12 protein-coding genes, 4 pseudogenes and 1 riboswitch are annotated in these 15,922 nt (G+C 51.8%); of the genes and pseudogenes, 9 read left to right on the top strand and 7 right to left on the bottom strand.

Translation table 11 applies throughout. The features are described from left to right. Nucleotides 1-1,305: pseudogene (locus I656_RS0115475) on the bottom strand (S9 family peptidase); the annotation flags it as partial. A 122-nt stretch (nucleotides 1,306-1,427) separates the two neighbouring features. Next, a complete protein-coding gene (locus tag I656_RS08490) occupies nucleotides 1,428-2,852 on the bottom strand; it encodes an amino acid permease (protein ID WP_015374257.1) in 1,425 nt (474 codons plus the stop codon). Nucleotides 2,853-2,928: 76 nt separating this feature from the next. After that, a riboswitch (Lysine riboswitch) is annotated at nucleotides 2,929-3,109 on the bottom strand. A gap of 447 nt (nucleotides 3,110-3,556) precedes the next feature. On the opposite strand from I656_RS08490, the gene I656_RS18630 reads away from it, so the two are divergent. The 7 genes and pseudogenes from I656_RS18630 (at nucleotide 3,557) to I656_RS0115465 (ending at nucleotide 9,168) form a co-directional block, all read left to right on the top strand. Continuing rightward, on the top strand, nucleotides 3,557-3,814 hold the full coding sequence (locus I656_RS18630) for a hypothetical protein (RefSeq protein ID WP_164832321.1): 258 nt from the start codon (nucleotides 3,557-3,559) through the stop codon (nucleotides 3,812-3,814). Nucleotides 3,815-4,055: 241 nt separating this feature from the next. Continuing rightward, nucleotides 4,056-5,750 carry a M3 family oligoendopeptidase gene (locus I656_RS08495; protein WP_033005523.1) on the top strand — a complete coding sequence of 565 codons (1,695 nt, stop codon included), beginning with the start codon at nucleotides 4,056-4,058 and terminating at the stop codon, nucleotides 5,748-5,750. 220 nt (nucleotides 5,751-5,970) lie between these two features. Continuing rightward, the gene (locus I656_RS0115470) at nucleotides 5,971-6,489 is read left to right on the top strand and encodes a GNAT family N-acetyltransferase (RefSeq protein WP_033005521.1); all 519 of its coding nucleotides are present in this window, start codon (nucleotides 5,971-5,973) and stop codon (nucleotides 6,487-6,489) included. A 135-nt stretch (nucleotides 6,490-6,624) separates the two neighbouring features. After that, on the top strand, nucleotides 6,625-7,830 hold the full coding sequence (locus I656_RS08500) for a DUF3533 domain-containing protein (protein WP_050572305.1): 1,206 nt from the start codon (nucleotides 6,625-6,627) through the stop codon (nucleotides 7,828-7,830). Between the two features lie 24 nt (nucleotides 7,831-7,854). Next, nucleotides 7,855-8,034 (top strand): annotated as a pseudogene (locus tag I656_RS08505) (ATP-binding cassette domain-containing protein); the annotation flags it as partial. Continuing rightward, nucleotides 8,034-8,504: pseudogene (locus I656_RS08510) on the top strand (ABC transporter permease); the annotation flags it as partial. The pseudogenes I656_RS08505 and I656_RS08510, both read left to right, overlap by 1 nt. A gap of 11 nt (nucleotides 8,505-8,515) precedes the next feature. Further along, nucleotides 8,516-9,168: pseudogene (locus tag I656_RS0115465) on the top strand (TetR/AcrR family transcriptional regulator). A gap of 27 nt (nucleotides 9,169-9,195) precedes the next feature. Here the strand turns inward: I656_RS0115465 and I656_RS08515 are convergent. The 5 genes from I656_RS08515 to I656_RS08535 all read right to left on the bottom strand — a co-directional run bounded on the left by I656_RS08515 (nucleotide 9,196) and on the right by I656_RS08535 (nucleotide 13,687). Continuing rightward, nucleotides 9,196-9,615: a type VII toxin-antitoxin system HepT family RNase toxin gene (locus I656_RS08515; protein WP_033005519.1), complete on the bottom strand. Its 420-nt coding sequence runs from the start codon at nucleotides 9,613-9,615 to the stop codon at nucleotides 9,196-9,198. Further along, the gene (locus I656_RS08520) at nucleotides 9,605-10,012 is read right to left on the bottom strand and encodes a type VII toxin-antitoxin system MntA family adenylyltransferase antitoxin (protein ID WP_020754944.1); all 408 of its coding nucleotides are present in this window, start codon (nucleotides 10,010-10,012) and stop codon (nucleotides 9,605-9,607) included. The genes I656_RS08515 and I656_RS08520 overlap by 11 nt, the downstream gene beginning before the upstream one ends. Nucleotides 10,013-10,198: 186 nt before the next feature. Continuing rightward, nucleotides 10,199-10,798 carry a hypothetical protein gene (locus tag I656_RS08525; RefSeq protein WP_033005529.1) on the bottom strand — a complete coding sequence of 200 codons (600 nt, stop codon included), beginning with the start codon at nucleotides 10,796-10,798 and terminating at the stop codon, nucleotides 10,199-10,201. A gap of 21 nt (nucleotides 10,799-10,819) precedes the next feature. Further along, complete coding sequence (locus tag I656_RS08530; RefSeq protein WP_020754942.1) at nucleotides 10,820-11,332, bottom strand: hypothetical protein; 513 nt, start codon at nucleotides 11,330-11,332, stop codon at nucleotides 10,820-10,822. A 219-nt stretch (nucleotides 11,333-11,551) separates the two neighbouring features. Continuing rightward, nucleotides 11,552-13,687 (bottom strand): ATP-dependent Clp protease ATP-binding subunit, encoded by a 2,136-nt coding sequence (locus I656_RS08535; protein WP_033005518.1) that lies wholly within the window; start codon nucleotides 13,685-13,687, stop codon nucleotides 11,552-11,554. Between the two features lie 267 nt (nucleotides 13,688-13,954). Between I656_RS08535 and I656_RS08540 the strand changes: the two genes are divergently transcribed. Beyond that, on the top strand, nucleotides 13,955-14,701 hold the full coding sequence (locus I656_RS08540) for a FixH family protein (RefSeq protein WP_033005516.1): 747 nt from the start codon (nucleotides 13,955-13,957) through the stop codon (nucleotides 14,699-14,701). Nucleotides 14,702-14,872: 171 nt separating this feature from the next. Then, on the top strand, nucleotides 14,873-15,913 hold the full coding sequence (locus I656_RS08545; protein WP_081212641.1) for a hypothetical protein: 1,041 nt from the start codon (nucleotides 14,873-14,875) through the stop codon (nucleotides 15,911-15,913). Nucleotides 15,914-15,922 lie beyond the last annotated feature (9 nt).

Here is a 15,922-nt window from a genome sequence, read left to right as displayed (position 1 = left end):
AAGTGGGGGTAGTTGACGATCCAGCCTTGAATCTCCAAACCGTCCGCCGATCGATACGTAAACGGTTCGGCAGCGGCGAAGGCCACTTCATGTTCAAGCGCTTCATTGGCACGCGTAAGCCGTGTTTTCGTTCCATCGGCAAGCGAGACCGCATATAAATCGCCAACGGACGTAGGCGAGCTGATGGCGGCGACGGCTTGCCGTCCATTCGGATGGACGGTGAATCCGTATAGATGAAAATCTCCTTCGACCACTGGAACGATCGGGCCGGCGAGCGAGACGAAATATGCGTTGACGCGTCCGCGCTCTGAGGCGGTGACATACAGGCCGCTTCCGTCGCTCGCCCAAATCGGGCCCGGGCCTTTCGCATCAGCGTGCATGTCGCCGACCATGGCGTCACCGAGATGGACGTCCCAGTCGGCGGTCAACACCCGCTTCGTTCCACGTTCCGGCTCAAAGACGTAAAGCCGGTGAAGCGTCGCCCCAAGATAAGCCAAATCATGGCCGACGGCGGCAAGCTTCATTCCGTCCGGCGACCAGGCGAGCGAGGCGAACGCGCCGCAGCCGTTCGTCAAGTTCGTTTCTGTTTTTTTCTCGAGATCGAGCAAAATGATGTCGCGGGTAAAGGTGGTGTCCGGATCCTCGTTTCGGTTGGCGACAAAGGCAAGCGTCCGTCCGTTTGGCGAAATCGCAAACGAACCGATTTCCTCCTCGCGGCCCGTCAACGCTTCGATTTTTCCTGACAGCACATCGATGCGCGTGAGCACCGCCCGTTTGCCGTCAAGAAAACCAGCCGCGTCCGATTTGTAATACAGCCGCTCGATCACGCGCGGTTTCAGGTCGGCTCGCTTCACTTCTGCCTTTTCCGGTTCTTCGCGGTCTTCAATCGTTTCATCATCGCCAAGCGTCGTTAGGGCGATGAGAAACGTTCCATCCGGCGACCAGACGTAATCGCGCACGCCGTTTTTGAAAAACGTCAGCTGGCGCGCTTCGCCGCCATTGGCAGGCAGCAGCCAAAGCTGCACACGCCCCGAGCGGTCAGACAAAAAGGCGATCGTTTCGCCGTCCGGGGAAAAGCGCGGCTTCGTGTCGCGACAGCGCCCGAACGTCCATGGACGGACGGCGCCGTCTTCCGTCCACATTATATAGATGGGAGCGGTATTGGTTTTCTTCGTCGATCGATTTTTCCACAAACACGACGCGCGTTCCGTCCGGCGCGTAGTGCGGGTCGCGCACCGAGCGGAGGCGAAGCAAATCTTCCGCCGTCATGCCGCGGCGTTTCGTCGGGTGTTCGTTATTATTCATCAGCAGGACCTCTCTTTCCTTCAAAAATGGAACCATCTTGTATATTTCGTCTTACGAAAGAAAAGATCCTGCCCCAAAACAGAAAAAAACGAACACCCAAACGATAGGCGTCCGTTTTTTGGCTATGCCGACAGTTTTTGCTTTTCATTTGCCTGCTGCGCTGCCTTTTTCACCTGCGGGTAGAAGATCACGCCGCTTGCCAGCAAGGCAACGCCGAGCAGGAACGTTTTCATATCCGCCGTCCCGGCGATGACGACCCAGACGGAATACAATGTTGCCAGCGCCGCAACGATGCCGTCCGCGAGCCGCTCCCGTCCTGCCGCATACGTTTCCCCAGTGAGCGTGAGCTTCAGCTGGAAGACGGAAGCAATCAAATATGGAACGAGATAAGCGAGCGTGGCGATGTAAATGACGAAGTCAAACGCCGCCGCCATCGAATGGGAAATGGTCGAGAAAATGAACAATTGCGCGAAGGCGTTCGACAACGTGAGCGAGAAGCTCGGCACGTTTTTCTTGTTTTCTTTCAAAAAGGCCGGCATAAACAGTCCTTGTTTGGCAGCTTGGTATGGCACTTCCGCGCTCAATAAAATCCAGCCGAGCGTTGAGCCGAGCAAGCTGATCAGCCCAAGGCCAGCCAACACGTAGCCGCCCGCCGGTCCGACGATGGCATTGATGGCGTCCACGAGCGGTTTTTCCGATTGAATCAGTTCGCGTTGCGGCAAGACGCCCATCACCAAAAAGCTGATGCCGATGTAAATGGCTAAGGCGATGAGCAGGCCGGCGATCGTCGCCCGTTTTACGTCCGCTTGTTTGCGCGCGCGGGAAGCGAACACCATCGCCGATTCGACGCCGACAAACGCCCATAACGTCGACAAGGCGGCATTGTTGATTTGCGCAAGCAAACCGATCGGCTGTCCGTTCCCGTCATAGCGAGGGGCATCAAGCGGGCCGATGACGGCTTTGTCAAAGGCAAACAGCGCGATGACGATAAATAGGAAAAAGCCAAGCACTTTGGCCGCGGTGGCAACAAAATTCAGCTTGCCAGCGCCTTCTACCCCGCGCAAAATGATGATATGCATCCCCCAAAGGAGCGCCGTGCAGACGAGAAACGTCAACAAGTTCCCAAGCTTCAAGGTGAACGCCCCGGCGGTGAACACCGTTTGGCCGCTCGTCAGAACCGGGAAAAACGTCGACAAGTAGCTTGCAAATGTTGTAATGATCGCCACGTTGCCGGCAAAGTTGCCGACCCAGTAGCCCCATGATGACATAAATCCCGATAAAATCGAGAGATTGGAGCCTTTCGGAAACAGCTCCTTCGCGTAAATTTGCGGTCCGCCGCCTAACTCGGGCTTGCGGATTGCCAAGTTGCCAAACACAACCGCCGTCATGAGGACGCCGGCTCCGGTCAACAGCCAGGCGAGCATCACGCCGATGGGGCTCGCCGCTTCCGCCAACGAGCGCGGCAGCATGAAAATGCCGGAACCAACCATATTGCCAACGACGAGCGCGGTTAACACCCAAATGCCAAGTTTTCGTTGCTGATCCAAGGTCAAAACGCTCCTTTCAAAAAAAGAAAGCACCCGCGCCTCTTCAGCAGGTGCATGATCGATTCGCATCCAACTGAATGGCGATAGCGCTCCATCGCCCAAGGGCGATGGCAGTCCTGCGCCTGTTCGGCCGCAGGCCCAGCTTGCGCCGCCGGAGCGCGCCGCAAACTTCGGCGGTGAACCCTTTCCCGCTGCGTCATGGACCGCTCCGAGCCTCGGCAGCGCTACTTTTGTTCACCGCAACCTCTATCCCATTGAAGTGGAGAGGGGGTATATGGTTGCCGACACTATCTTACCTGATTCGACAAAAATCGTCAATATGTTTTTGGGAAATACAGAAGATGGGACGAGATTCCCAATCCATGGCCGCTATTTCTAGGGGGAAGAGGGCGCGAATGGGAATATGATTTGTTTTTGAAAAATAGAAATGGTTGCGAAGATCAAGATCATGATAGTTGCTTTCTTTTTCTATGAGGAAATAAAATGGAAATTTGTTCAGAGAAAGGTTCATCACTAAAAGATGTACTTGCACTAGCCATTAAAGTATGTTAGCTGTTTCTAACCGAATCCGGTAGCTGGATTAGGTTGTGCATTGGCCTTTACTTTTAACGTGGTTCAAATTGGTCAAAAATTTGAAGCTAAGGTAGCATCAAAAATTTTATGAAAAGCACGTGTGAGCGACTTGTTGAAGGAAAATAAAGGGGATGGCGGGGCGGATTCGCCCTTGGCCAACACTTGCCAAACGAGAGAAAGGATCAGTAGGAGGAAGGATAGGAAAAAGCATAGGAAAGCAGCTCTTGTCCCATCCTTGTAAATTAGGACATTATTTCAGAATCCTTTTTCAAATTATTTCAGATGGATTCCGAAATAATGTGCAAAATGTTTGTGGATTGTTCCAGATTTTGCACATTCTTTCGGAACGTTTGCACGCTCTCTCAGATAAAGATTTCCAACGCGCCTAATGGACCGATGGAAAAGAGAAAGCGCAAAATTTTGGTGAAGAGCCTTTTTATGCGCATATATGGGTGGTTTTTTATATATTATGCAAAGGTTGCGAAATATGAGTGAAATGATTAGTATAATTTGTGGTGATGAACCAGAGAATGGGAAATCGAGAAGGATTTTGAGGATTCATGGCGAATAAACAGTAGGTCGGCTGAGTGATGAAAAAATGTAAAAATGAAAGGAAAGAAGGGACAGAGCATGAAGTTTTCCGAATTTCGTTACGAGCGGCCGGACATCGCTCAATTGCAAGCATCGTTTCAAGAAGCGCTTGATTCGTTCCGCCGTGCCGGGAGCGCCGCCTTGCAGCACGAGGCGATGAAGCGGATCAATGCACTGCGCCGCCGCTACAGCACGATGGCGAACCTTTGCCACATCCGCCATACGATTGATACAAACGATGAATTTTATAAACAAGAACAGGACTTTTTCGACGAAACCGAGCCGGTCGTCAAGGGGCTCGTCAACGATTATTACCGCGCGCTTGTTTCCTCGCCGTTCCGCGCTGAATTGGAACAAGTGTGGGGAAAACAGCTGTTTGCGTTGGCGGAAACGCAACTGAAAACATACGCGCCGGCGGTTGTCGAAGACTTGCAAAAAGAAAACAAGCTGGCCAGCGAATATACGAAGCTCATTGCATCGGCGAAAATCATGTTTGAAGGAGAGGAGCGGACGCTCGCCCAGCTGCAGCCGTTTGTCGAGTCGCCGGACCGCACGATGCGCCAACGGGCGAGCGAAGCGCGGTTTTCGTTTTTCACGGACCACGAAAAAGAGCTCGATGAGCTGTATGATGAGCTCGTCCACGTCCGCACAGCGATCGCCCGGAAGCTTGGGTTCAAAAACTTTGTTGAGCTCGGCTATGCCCGTTTAGGACGGACCGATTACAATGCCGACATGGTTGCCAATTTCCGCCGGCAAGTGAAAACACACATCGTTCCGCTCGCGTCCAGGCTGCGCGAGCGCCAGCGGCAGCGCATCAAGGTCGAGAAGCTCTACTATTACGATGAGCCGTTTATGTTTTCAACCGGCAACCCGGCGCCGAAAGGGGATGCCGATTGGATCGTCGAAAACGGCCGGCGCATGTATGAAGAGCTGTCGCCGGAAACAGGCGAGTTTTTCCGCTATATGGTCGAACATGAATTGATGGACCTCGTCGCCAAAAAAGGAAAGGCGGGCGGCGGCTATTGCACGTATATCGATGATTACAAGGCGCCGTTTATTTTCTCGAACTTTACCGGGACGTCCGGCGACATTGATGTGCTCACCCATGAAGCCGGACATGCGTTCCAAGTGTATGAAAGCCGCCATTACGACATTCCGGAATACAACTGGCCGACGCTTGAGGCGTGTGAAATCCATTCGATGAGCATGGAGTTTTTCACCTGGCCGTGGATGGAGCTCTTTTTCGCCGACGACGCCGACAAATACCGATTCGCCCATTTGAGCGACGCGCTTTTGTTTTTGCCGTACGGCGTGGCGGTCGATGAATTCCAGCACGCGGTCTATGAGAACCCGGATATGACGCCAGCTGAGCGGAAGAAAACATGGCGTGACATCGAGAACGTGTATTTGCCGACAAGAGACTACGCCGGCCATGACTACCTTGAGCGCGGCGGGTTTTGGCAGCGGCAAGGGCACATTTACACCGACCCGTTTTATTACATTGATTACACCCTTGCGCAAGTGTGCGCGTTCCAATTTTGGAAGCGGGCGCAAGACGACCGGGCTGCGGCGTGGCGCGACTATGTGGCGCTTTGTCGATTGGGCGGCAGCCGGCCGTTCACCGAGCTCGTCCAAAGCGCCAACCTACAGTCGCCGTTTGCTGACGGGGCGGTCGCTTCGGTCGTCGGCCATATCGAGCGGTGGTTGGACAGTGTCGATGACAAAGCCTTGTAAAAAGAAGCAAAGAAGGCGGGCGGGAACAGCACCGCCCTGCTTTTCTTTATCATCTCGCGCCGAGAAGACCCCCACTTCCACGTGTTGGGCGGGGATGGCTTGGTTGACAGCCTGCTGTGGGGCGGGTGTTTCCAACAATCTCTCACCTCAAAGCTCAAGCGTAGGTGGGAGAGCGTTCAATTTGAAAACTTCTATCAAACTGGGGAAAAGGGGGAAAACGATGATCCGTAAAGCCACATGGGCCGACGCACCGGCCATCGCCTCCGTCCACGTCGAAAGTTGGAAGACGACGTACAGCGGCATCGTGCCAGACGCGTACTTGGAGACGTTGACAGTGGAAGAAAAGCAAACGTTATGGGAGAAGGTGCTCCGCCAATCGGACCATTCCGTGTTTGTCGCCGAGGAAAACGGACGCGTCGTTGGATTCGTCTCCGGCGGACCAAATCGGGCAGCCGACGGTCTGATAGCGAAGTATGACGGGGAGCTGTATGCGATTTATTTGCTTAAAGAGGTGCAAGGAAAAGGGCTCGGCCGGCAACTCGTTCAAGCGTTGATCCGCCATTTGGCGCAACAAGGCATTCATTCGCTGGCCGTCTGGGTGCTTGCCGACAATCCGTCACGCGGTTTTTACGAACGGCTTGGCGGTGAAAAAGTGGCCGAGGAAAGGGTGGAAATCGGCGGAAAAGCATTATGGGAGTGGTGCTACGGCTGGCGAGACATGCAAACGATGAACGAGTAGAGGGGCTGCCGACAGTTCGGCAGCTCAAAAAATTTGTTTTGCGAGTGATTACTCACTTTACAAACACGTTTGTCCTGTTTTATACTTTTTGTGAGTGATTACTCACTATTTTATTTCAAGAAGGAGGAAAGGTGCATGAGCATTTTGAGAAGTAAGTGGGTGGTCTTGTCGCCTGTCATGGTGGCCATTGTAGTATTGATTTTCTCTCTTGTTCTTGTTCCAACCGTGCATCCGAAGCCGCAAAAGCTTCCCGTTGCGTTTGTCAACGAGGACGAAGGGGTGCAATTGCCGAATCAGCCCCCGATCAACATGGGGAAGAACATTGAACAAGCCATCCAAAACATGGCGAAATCGAATGCAGCTGGAAAGGATCAACCCCCAATTGATTGGATGCAAGTTGACAGCGAGAACAAAGCGAAAAAAGGAATGGATAAGCAACACTATTATGGCGCTCTCATCATTCCAAAAGATTTCAGCAAGAAAGTAGCGTCCCTGCAGACGCCCCGTCCTTCTGCCCCAAAAGTGAAAATCGTCGTCAATCAAGGAATGAATGCCGCAGCGTCTGCCATCGTGCAGCAAATCTTGAATCAAGCGGCGGACCATATCAATGCCAACGTGCGCCAACAATTGTTGCAAGCGATGGCTAAAAAAGGGGGAATGGTGACGGTTGAACAGGCTGCTCTTCTCGCCTCGCCTGTTGAGAAAGAGACGGCCGTCATTCACGCGGTCGGCACACACAGCGCCAACGGCAATGCGCCTGTTTCGTTCGTTCAGCCGATTTGGATGGCAAGCCTCGCTGCAGCGGCGCTGCTACATTTAGCGATGGATCGACGCGCGTTTGCCCATCGACGCGAGAAGCTAGCTGCACAGGTGATGAAAACGGTTGTTGGGCTGCTGCTGGCGCTGATCGCAGGATTTGGACTTATCGGGATGGCGGATGCGATCGGATTTCATATCCCTTCATTTATAGATATGGCGCTGTTTGTTTCCCTTGCCTTTTTTAGCTTTTTTGCCATTGAAAGCGCCGTGTTCGGTTGGATTGGGTTAAAAGGGATCCCGATTTTTATTCTTCTTTTGTTCTTCGGCGCTCCACTGCTTTCCATGGCGCCGGAATTGATGACATCATTTTACCGCGATTGGGTTTATTCATGGCTGCCGCAGCGCTTCATGGTCGAGGGGCTTCGGGAACTCTTTTTCTTTGATCCGACATTTCAATGGAACGAACCCGTTTCCGTCTTATGTTGGCTGGCGTTTGTCGGGGTTGTTCTCGTCATCGTTTCGGCATTCAAGAAACGTATGGTTCAGGAATCGGAGGAATCCGGCAAACTGGTGACGTCATGATGAGGTGTAAAGGGGGAATGAACAATGCGCACTCATCCACCTATTCAAGTCGAGCGTGTTTCCAAGCGGTTTGGAAAAAAAGTGGTCATCGACGATGTGTCGTTGGAAGTCCAGACGGGGGAAATATTCGGCCTGCTCGGCCCGTCGGGGGCGGGCAAGACGACGTTGGTGCGCATGATCGCCGGCATTGATCAAGCGAGTGAATTCGGCGCTGGGAAATGGGCGTTGGCTACATGATCGGGTTCGGATTGTTTACCACGATTCAAGCGAGCTTAATTTCATGGTTTGCCATTGATGTGTTGGACATGATGATGGAAGGTTCGTTTTGGTATGTGCTGCTCATTACGTTTTTGCTGGCGATGACGGCGCTGGCGCTTGGGATGCTGCTGTCGGCGTTCGCCAACAACGAGCTGCAAATGGTGCAGTTTATCCCGCTTGTCGTCGTGCCGCAAGTGTTTTTCTCGGGTTTGTTCAATCTCGACACGATGGAACAATGGCTTCGTTCCTTAAGCGTCATCATGCCGCTCACCTACGGGGCGGACGCGCTGCGCGACATTATGGTGCGCGGAGAAGGTTTTAGCGCCATCGCCGTTGATGTGTACGTGCTGCTTGGCTTTACGTTGCTGTTTATGCTATTAAATGTAGTAGCATTGAAAAAATACCGCAAGCTGTAAGGAGTAGAGTCATGAGCGAGCATTCATGGATTCAGGAATTGCTGCAAATCGGCGGCAAGGAAGGGCAGTTCAGCGAAAAGCAGCTAAAAATTTTGGAAGCTGCCGTTGAAATGTTCGCCGAGAAAGGCTATGCGGCGACGTCGACGAGCGAAATCGCCAAAAAGGCTGGGGTGGCGGAAGGACGATCTTCCGCCATTATAAGACGAAAAAAGATTTATTGCTGGCCATCGTCACGCCGACGTTGTTTCATTCCGTCGCCCCGTTTTTGGCGAAAGAATTCGTCCGCGAAGTGTTTGATAACGAATATGAGACGTATGAACAGTTTTTGCGCGCGGTGCTCGCCAACCGCTACACCTTTGTGAAAACGTATTTGCCGGCGATTCGCGTGCTTTGGCAGGAGGTTGCCTTTCATTCCGAGATTAAACAGTGCTTTCAACGCGTGTTTACAGAGCACGTGTATCCAAAATTTGCCCGTATTGTCCGCCATTTTCAAGAAAAAGGGGAGTTGGCCGAGCTGCCGGTTGATTCGGTCATCCGCTTGACGATCACATCGCTCACCGGCTTTTTGGCCGCCCGCTTTCTCCTTTTGCCTGATCACCATTGGGACGATGAGGCGGAAATGGAGCGGACGATTCACGTGTTGATGAACGGTCTGCGGCGCTAACCGGCCGGCTTCCGCGTGGGAGCCGGCCTAGCCGTTTTTCTTGGCATAATCGAGGATGGCTTTGGCAAAGTGTTTAAAATCATCGAGATGGTGGTCGATGATGGCTTGCAAAATGCCAAGGTTCAGTTGTTGGTAGTTGTGAACGGCGATGTTGCGGAATCCGACCATCGCCTTCATCTTTTTGCTTACGGAAGGGGAGATGACCCCATGTTCTTCGAGGAGAGCGAACGCATCGCGGCTATGCTGCGGCAGTCCGAATTTCTGCTCGGCCACGATATGCATGGCCAAATCGATGCATGCCTCGCACGCCCGCTGTAAATTGAGAATGATCGAGTCTTGTTTTGTATAATTTTGTAAATTTTGGGGGTCGTGGTCATATTCTTCGTCAATTCGTTTCAGACATCGTTCAATGATGCTGACCTTATTCAAAATCACATCATGTTTCATACACCGACCCACTTTCTGCAATTCGTTTTAATACTGGCGCCCTCTCTTCATTCAGCTTTGCATACATTTTCAACGTTTTCATTTCAAACTCCATTCGTTTCCGTTCGTCGCAACAATCGATCACCTTTCCGCTCGAGACGACTTGCGCTTGAAACACGGTGCTGGCTTGGCGCAAATCGACAAGATCGACATCTCGCCCTAACTTGTCAGCCAAATGCCCCGCGAGCCGAAACAGCTCATACGGATCATGCGGTTCGCCGTCGCTGACAAAGGCGATATCGACATCACTGTCCGAGCGCATCGCCCCACGGGCGGCTGAACCGAACAGGTAGATGACGAACGGGTGAAGAGCCGGGCGGAGCGTCTGAATGATGATCGTCTCCATTTCGTTTGGCAATCGCGATGCCCCCTTGCGTTTTTCTTCATTATAGCAAAATTTTTTCGTTCCTGGAGAAAAGACGGAAAAAGAAAAAGAGGCGATGGCGACCGCCCCTTTTTACAGCGAAAATCCTTTATTCGTGCGAAAGAGTCTGACCTCAAGAAACGGACGTGCGGTCGATGAAAACGTTTGACCGAACGGCCGTCATTTTCTTGCACCACCGTCTTCCGAAATGACGCTGGATCCTTTGTTTGGGTCGAACGATTGGTACCATTGAACATCATTGAAAATATGCACGGGGAACCGTTCTTTGTCCAAAATGAGAAGATTGTACCGCAAGTCTCCATGATTGATTCGATTGATCAAATCTTTTGGTATATCATTTGTCCAAGTGGAAGAAATGGTGATGGTATATGATAACTGTCCGTTTGCCGGCAAAGGGCCTTTGACAGCGTTGGAACGGTCAACATGGGTCAGACGCGAGAGTTCCTCTGGATATTGAATGACGAAATAGTAATCTCGATACTGTTCAAGCAAACGGTACAGCTGTTCCGAGATGGTGTAATGAATCGTCAGCTCGATCGATCGACTTGTCGCCTTTGCAATAAATTGATTGACTAGAAAATGCGGAGGGAGAAATTTCTGTTCCAACGATAACGGCTTTTGTTCCGTCTCCGCTTTTTCATGTTCCTGCTTCGCTTTCTCCACCGGATGCGGCGCAACAGGGGCGGGGTCGTGTCCGCGTTCGCACGCCGCCAGCAAGAGAAAGCAGATGAAAAGGGGATGGAAAAATTTTTTGCTCATAAAATCACCATTCATGAGTGTTTAGTTTTGTTTAATGCTGTCGGAATATCCCTCATATGTCCATTGTCCGCTGACGGTTTTCGAGCTGATGAGAGTTCCTCTGCTGTAGTAATTTTCTTTACCGGTCGCTTTCACCCAACGGCTTCCATATCGAAGGGTATAGGTGGAATAAGGAGGGATCGTCCAAGTAACAGTTGTTGTTTTTTCCACCCGCGCTCCTAAACTTACTTCCGTACTAATTCCTACTTCCAGGACCATCTCGTTAAATGTGGACGACGAAGAAACAGTAGCGGTTGCATACGCTTCTCTCTTGACTGTGTGGGAAACAGTGTCAGTAGTAGATTTGTTGTTTACGTGGGTATGAGTCCAATAAATGGTCAGCCCTCTTGTATCTGTGCTGTGAACGTATTCATATCCATCATAAGGGATATAGGTTGGATTGATTTCTGCTTCTGTCTTATTAAATGGGGTAAGAGAAAGCAATCCAGCCAAAAGAATCGGACTAATGGTTTGAATCATCTTTCTTTTGAACATCACAATCCCTCCTAATATTTAGAATTTATAACTTATTTTTAGCAAAAAAAAAGTAAGTGTCAATAATATTTCCAAAAAAATTATTTTATAAAATATTCACCCCTTCACTAAAAGTGTGCTTGACTGAATCGAGGTGAAAAATCGGTTTGATAAACGGTCCATTGGAAAGAAAGATCCGCCGAAAGCAAAATTGATGTTCGGCGGATCCTCTGTTGTAAGTTATGATTCGATTTTCGCCACAATGGCGTCCCCTTCTGCGTCGATGCGGATTGCGCGCACGGGACTGCTTGCGTCAAGCAGGCAGTCGGCGATGTTGTCTTCGACATGCTCTTGGATGACACGGCGGAGCGGGCGGGCGCCAAAGGCCGGATGGTAGCCGAGTTCGGCCAGTTTTTCTTTCGCCGCTTCGGTCACTTCGAGTTCAATGCCTTGTTCGCGCATCGCCGCTTTGACGTCAGCGAGCATCAAATCGACGATTTGGAGCAAGTGCTGTTTTTCGAGCGGCTTGAACTCGATGATGGCGTCGAAGCGGTTCAAAAATTCCGGCTTGAAGTAGGCGCTCAAAGAGTCAAGGACGCTTGTTTGCCCGTTGCCCTCTTTTTCAAAGCCGACGGTGATTTTTTTGTCGGTCGCACCGGCGTTGCTTGTCGCGATGATGACCGTGTCTTTGAAGCTGACGGTGCGGCCTTGGCTGTCGGTTAGGCGGCCGTCTTCCAAAATTTGCAAGAAGATGTGCTGTACATCCGGGTGCGCCTTTTCAATCTCGTCAAGCAAGATGATGCTGTACGGATTGCGGCGCACTTTTTCCGTCAGCTGGCCGGCTTCTTCAAAGCCGACATAGCCCGGCGGCGAACCGATCAGCTTCGAGACGGAATGTTTCTCCATGTATTCGCTCATATCGAGGCGAATCATGGCGTCTTTTGTGCCAAACAGCTCCTCGGCGAGCGTTTTGGCGAGCTCCGTTTTCCCGACGCCGGTCGGGCCGACGAACAAGAACGAACCGATCGGGCGGTGTTTCGCTTTCAAGCCGGCGCGGCTGCGGCGAATGGCTTTCGCGACTTTTTTCACCGCTTCCGCTTGGCCGATCACTTTTTTCGCCAAGTGTTCTTCAAGATGTTTCATTTTTTCTTTTTCATCGGCTTGCAGCTTGCCGACCGGGATGCCGGTTTTCTCGGCGATGATTTGTTCGATGTCGGCGGCATCGACGACAGGGCGTTCTTGGTTGACGCCTTGCTCGAGTTGTTTCTCAAGCTTCAGCTCTTCATCGCGCAGTTTCGCCGCCAATTCGTAGTTTTCTTCTTTCGCCGCTTGTTCTTTTTCTTTCGTGATTTGGATCAACCGCTCTTGCAGCTGCTTTTCATCGGTCGGGCCGAGGCGCAAGTTCGCTTTCGAGCCGGCCTCGTCAAGCAAGTCGATCGCCTTGTCCGGGAGGAAGCGGTCTTGAATGTAGCGGTGCGACAATTTCACGCACGCTTCGATCGCTTCGTCCGTATAGCGGACATGATGGAATTGTTCATATTTTGGCTGAATGCCTTTTAAGATGGCGATCGCTTCCTCAACGGTCGGCTCGTGGACGATGACCGGTTGGAAGCGGCGCTCAAGAGCCGCGTCTTTTTCAATTTGCCGGTATTCTTTGAGTGTCGTCGCCCCAACGACTTGCAGTTCCCCGCGGGCAAGCGCCGGTTTTAAAATATTGCCCGCGTCCATCGAGCCTTCAGCGGCTCCAGCACCGACGAGCAGATGGATTTCGTCAATGAACAAGATGATGTTTTTCCGCTCTTGCAGTTCGGCGATGAGCCGCTTCATCCGCTCTTCAAATTGACCGCGGATGCCGGTGTTGGCGACAAGCGACGCCACGTCAAGCAAGTACACGTCTTTGTTCAATAGTTTTTCCGGCACTTGCCCTTCGGCGATTTTCAGCGCGAGCCCTTCAACGATGGCTGTTTTCCCGACACCCGGCTCCCCGATCAACACCGGGTTGTTTTTGTTGCGGCGGTTTAAAATTTCGATCACGCGGGCGATTTCTTTGTCGCGGCCGATGACCGGATCGATCAAGCCCGCTTTGGCCATTTGCGTCAAGTTGCGGCCAAACTGATCCAAAAATCCGCCGCTATGGCTTTGCGGGCGTTTCCCCATCGTTTTCGGCGCGCTCATTCCGGCGTTGGCGGCTGTGAACGGGCTAGTAAAGAAGTCATCAAAGGAAAACGGTGAAAAGCCGAAGTTCATCGGAATGGACAGTTGTTGTTTTTGCTTTTCATAGCATTCATGGCACAGGTGAAGTTGTTGTTTTTCCCCGTTCCATTGCAAGTTGACAAACACTGTTGCTTCACGTTGTTGGCATGCTTGGCATAGCATGAGACATACCCCCTTTTCTCTTATTCGGGATTTGACTTTGACTTTCTTTGACTTTCTGACTTTATTATACTTTGACCTTTTTTGACTTTCAAGTGTTTTGTACAAAAAAATTGTAATAACGATGAAATGTTTTTGAAAAAATGGTGAATACTAATGTAGGTGCGGCAAAGCTATGATAAAGTGAAAAACAGAAAAAGAGGCGGAAAAGACTCCGTCTTTGGTGCTCATGATGATCATGAATTTGAAGGAAAAAGGAGAAAGGTGAAGATGAGAAGACAGGTTGGTTTCGCGTTTGCTGTTGTACTTTTGGGGATGATGATCATGGCTGCTTGTACAAATCACAACAAGCAAGCCGAGACGTCGGCCGTGCTTGACGTGAAAATCGATGCGCCGGATCATATCGATTTGAACAAACCGACCAAGCTCGCCTGCGTCGTGACGTACGGCGGCGAAAAAGTAGACGATGCGAACGAAGTCAAGTTTGAAGTATGGAAGCATGGAAGCGACGAGCGGGAAATGCTTGAAGCGAAGCATGACGGCGACGGCCGATACTCGGTGGAAAAAACGTTCACCGAAGCGGGAACATATTCGGTGGTCGCCCATGTGACGGCGCGCGACATGCATAACATGCCGAAGAAAGATATTGTCGCCGGCAGCCCGGAACAGGCGGCGACGGCTGACGGTGCGCGCGAAAATTCCCAAGGCAGTGCTGAAGAACACCATCATGGCGCCGTCGCCATTTCGCTGTCGTCCCGTTCGTTCGAAGCCGGAAAACCGGCGGCATTGACCGTTCACCTCACCAAAGATGGGAAGCCGTTTACGAACGCCACCGTTCGCTTTGAAATTTGGCAGGCGGACAATAAGCATGAATTTGTGGATGCAGATGAAAAAGGAAACGGCGAATACGAAGCCATGGCCACGTTTGCCAACAAGGGAACGTATTCGGTGAAAGTGCACGTCGAAGGAAGCGGCGGGCTGCACGAACATCAAGTCGAACAGGTGACGGTTCATTGATGGAAACGCGATTTCACATCGCACGTCATATTCATGAAATGAAGAGAGTTTGCGGTGTGTGAGAAGGCATCTTGTCTCGGATGCCTTCTTTTTTCGTTCTGTCGTCTTTCTTGTCCATGCCGGACATATATATGGCAATAAAGCAACGGACAAGAGAGGGAGATGGAGGATTTGGGCAAGAGACACGAGTGGTCGGAAGCATGGCAAATCGCCGCTGTTTACGTCGGCACGGTGATTGGAGCGGGATTTGCGACTGGCAGGGAAATTATTGAATTTTTTACCCGCTACGGAATGGCTGGGACGATCGGGGTGGCGGTCAGCGGCGTTTTGTTCACATGGGGCGGCGCGCGCCTAATGGTGATGGCGCGCCGCATTGGAGCCGCGTCCTATGATGAATTGAATCGCTATTTGTTCGGAAGAATGTTGAGTCCGTTTGTGACGCTTGTGATGACGGCGATGATCGCGGGGGTGACGGCGGTGATGATCGCCGGGGCGGGTGCCGTGTTTGAAGAGCAGATCGGCTGGCCGAGGCAGGCGGGCGTCACGCTGACGCTCGGTTTGGCGCTTCTTGTCATGTTGTTTGACCGCAAAGGGCTGTTTGGCGTCAACGTGTTTGTTGCGCCGATGATGGTGCTGTTCAGCGCCATCGCCTTTGTGAAAACAATCGTGGCTGGCGATTTGTGCCGTCCGGACATGGCTGCGGTGGACTATTCCCTCAAGGCGATGTTGTCCCCGTTTTCCTATGCGGCCTTTAACTTGGCGATGGCCCAAGCGGTGCTTGTCCCCATCGCCCGCGAAGCGACCGATGAGCGAGCGGTGAGGCGCGGAGCGATGTTAGGCGGAATGGTGTTGACGGTTTTGCTGCTGTTGAACCATATGGTGCTGCTGTCGTTTCCACACAAGGACGATTATGATATTCCAATGGCCGAAGTCGTTCATACGTTTTTTACTGTGTTGTATTGGCTTTATGTCGTCGTCATTTACGGAGAAATTTTTACATCGGTCATCGGCGGCATGTTTGGACTTGCACGCCAAGTGCGCGTTTGGGCGCCGCTTGGCGGGAAATGGCTGGGCGTGCTGCTCGTTTTGCTGTTTGCGGCGGTCAGCCCGTTTCATTACGGGGAGCTGCTGTCATTCATCTATCCGCTGTTTGGCTATATGAGTCTTGTGCTTTTGTGGCTTCTTTGGCGCCGGCAGCTGCCGCGCCGGTAAATGAGCCCT

The organism is Geobacillus sp. WSUCF1 (assembly GCF_000422025.1).
Lineage (GTDB): Bacteria > Bacillota > Bacilli > Bacillales > Anoxybacillaceae > Geobacillus > Geobacillus zalihae.
Note: the sequence above shows the minus strand (reverse complement) of the source record. Positions and strands in the feature narration are given on the sequence as shown.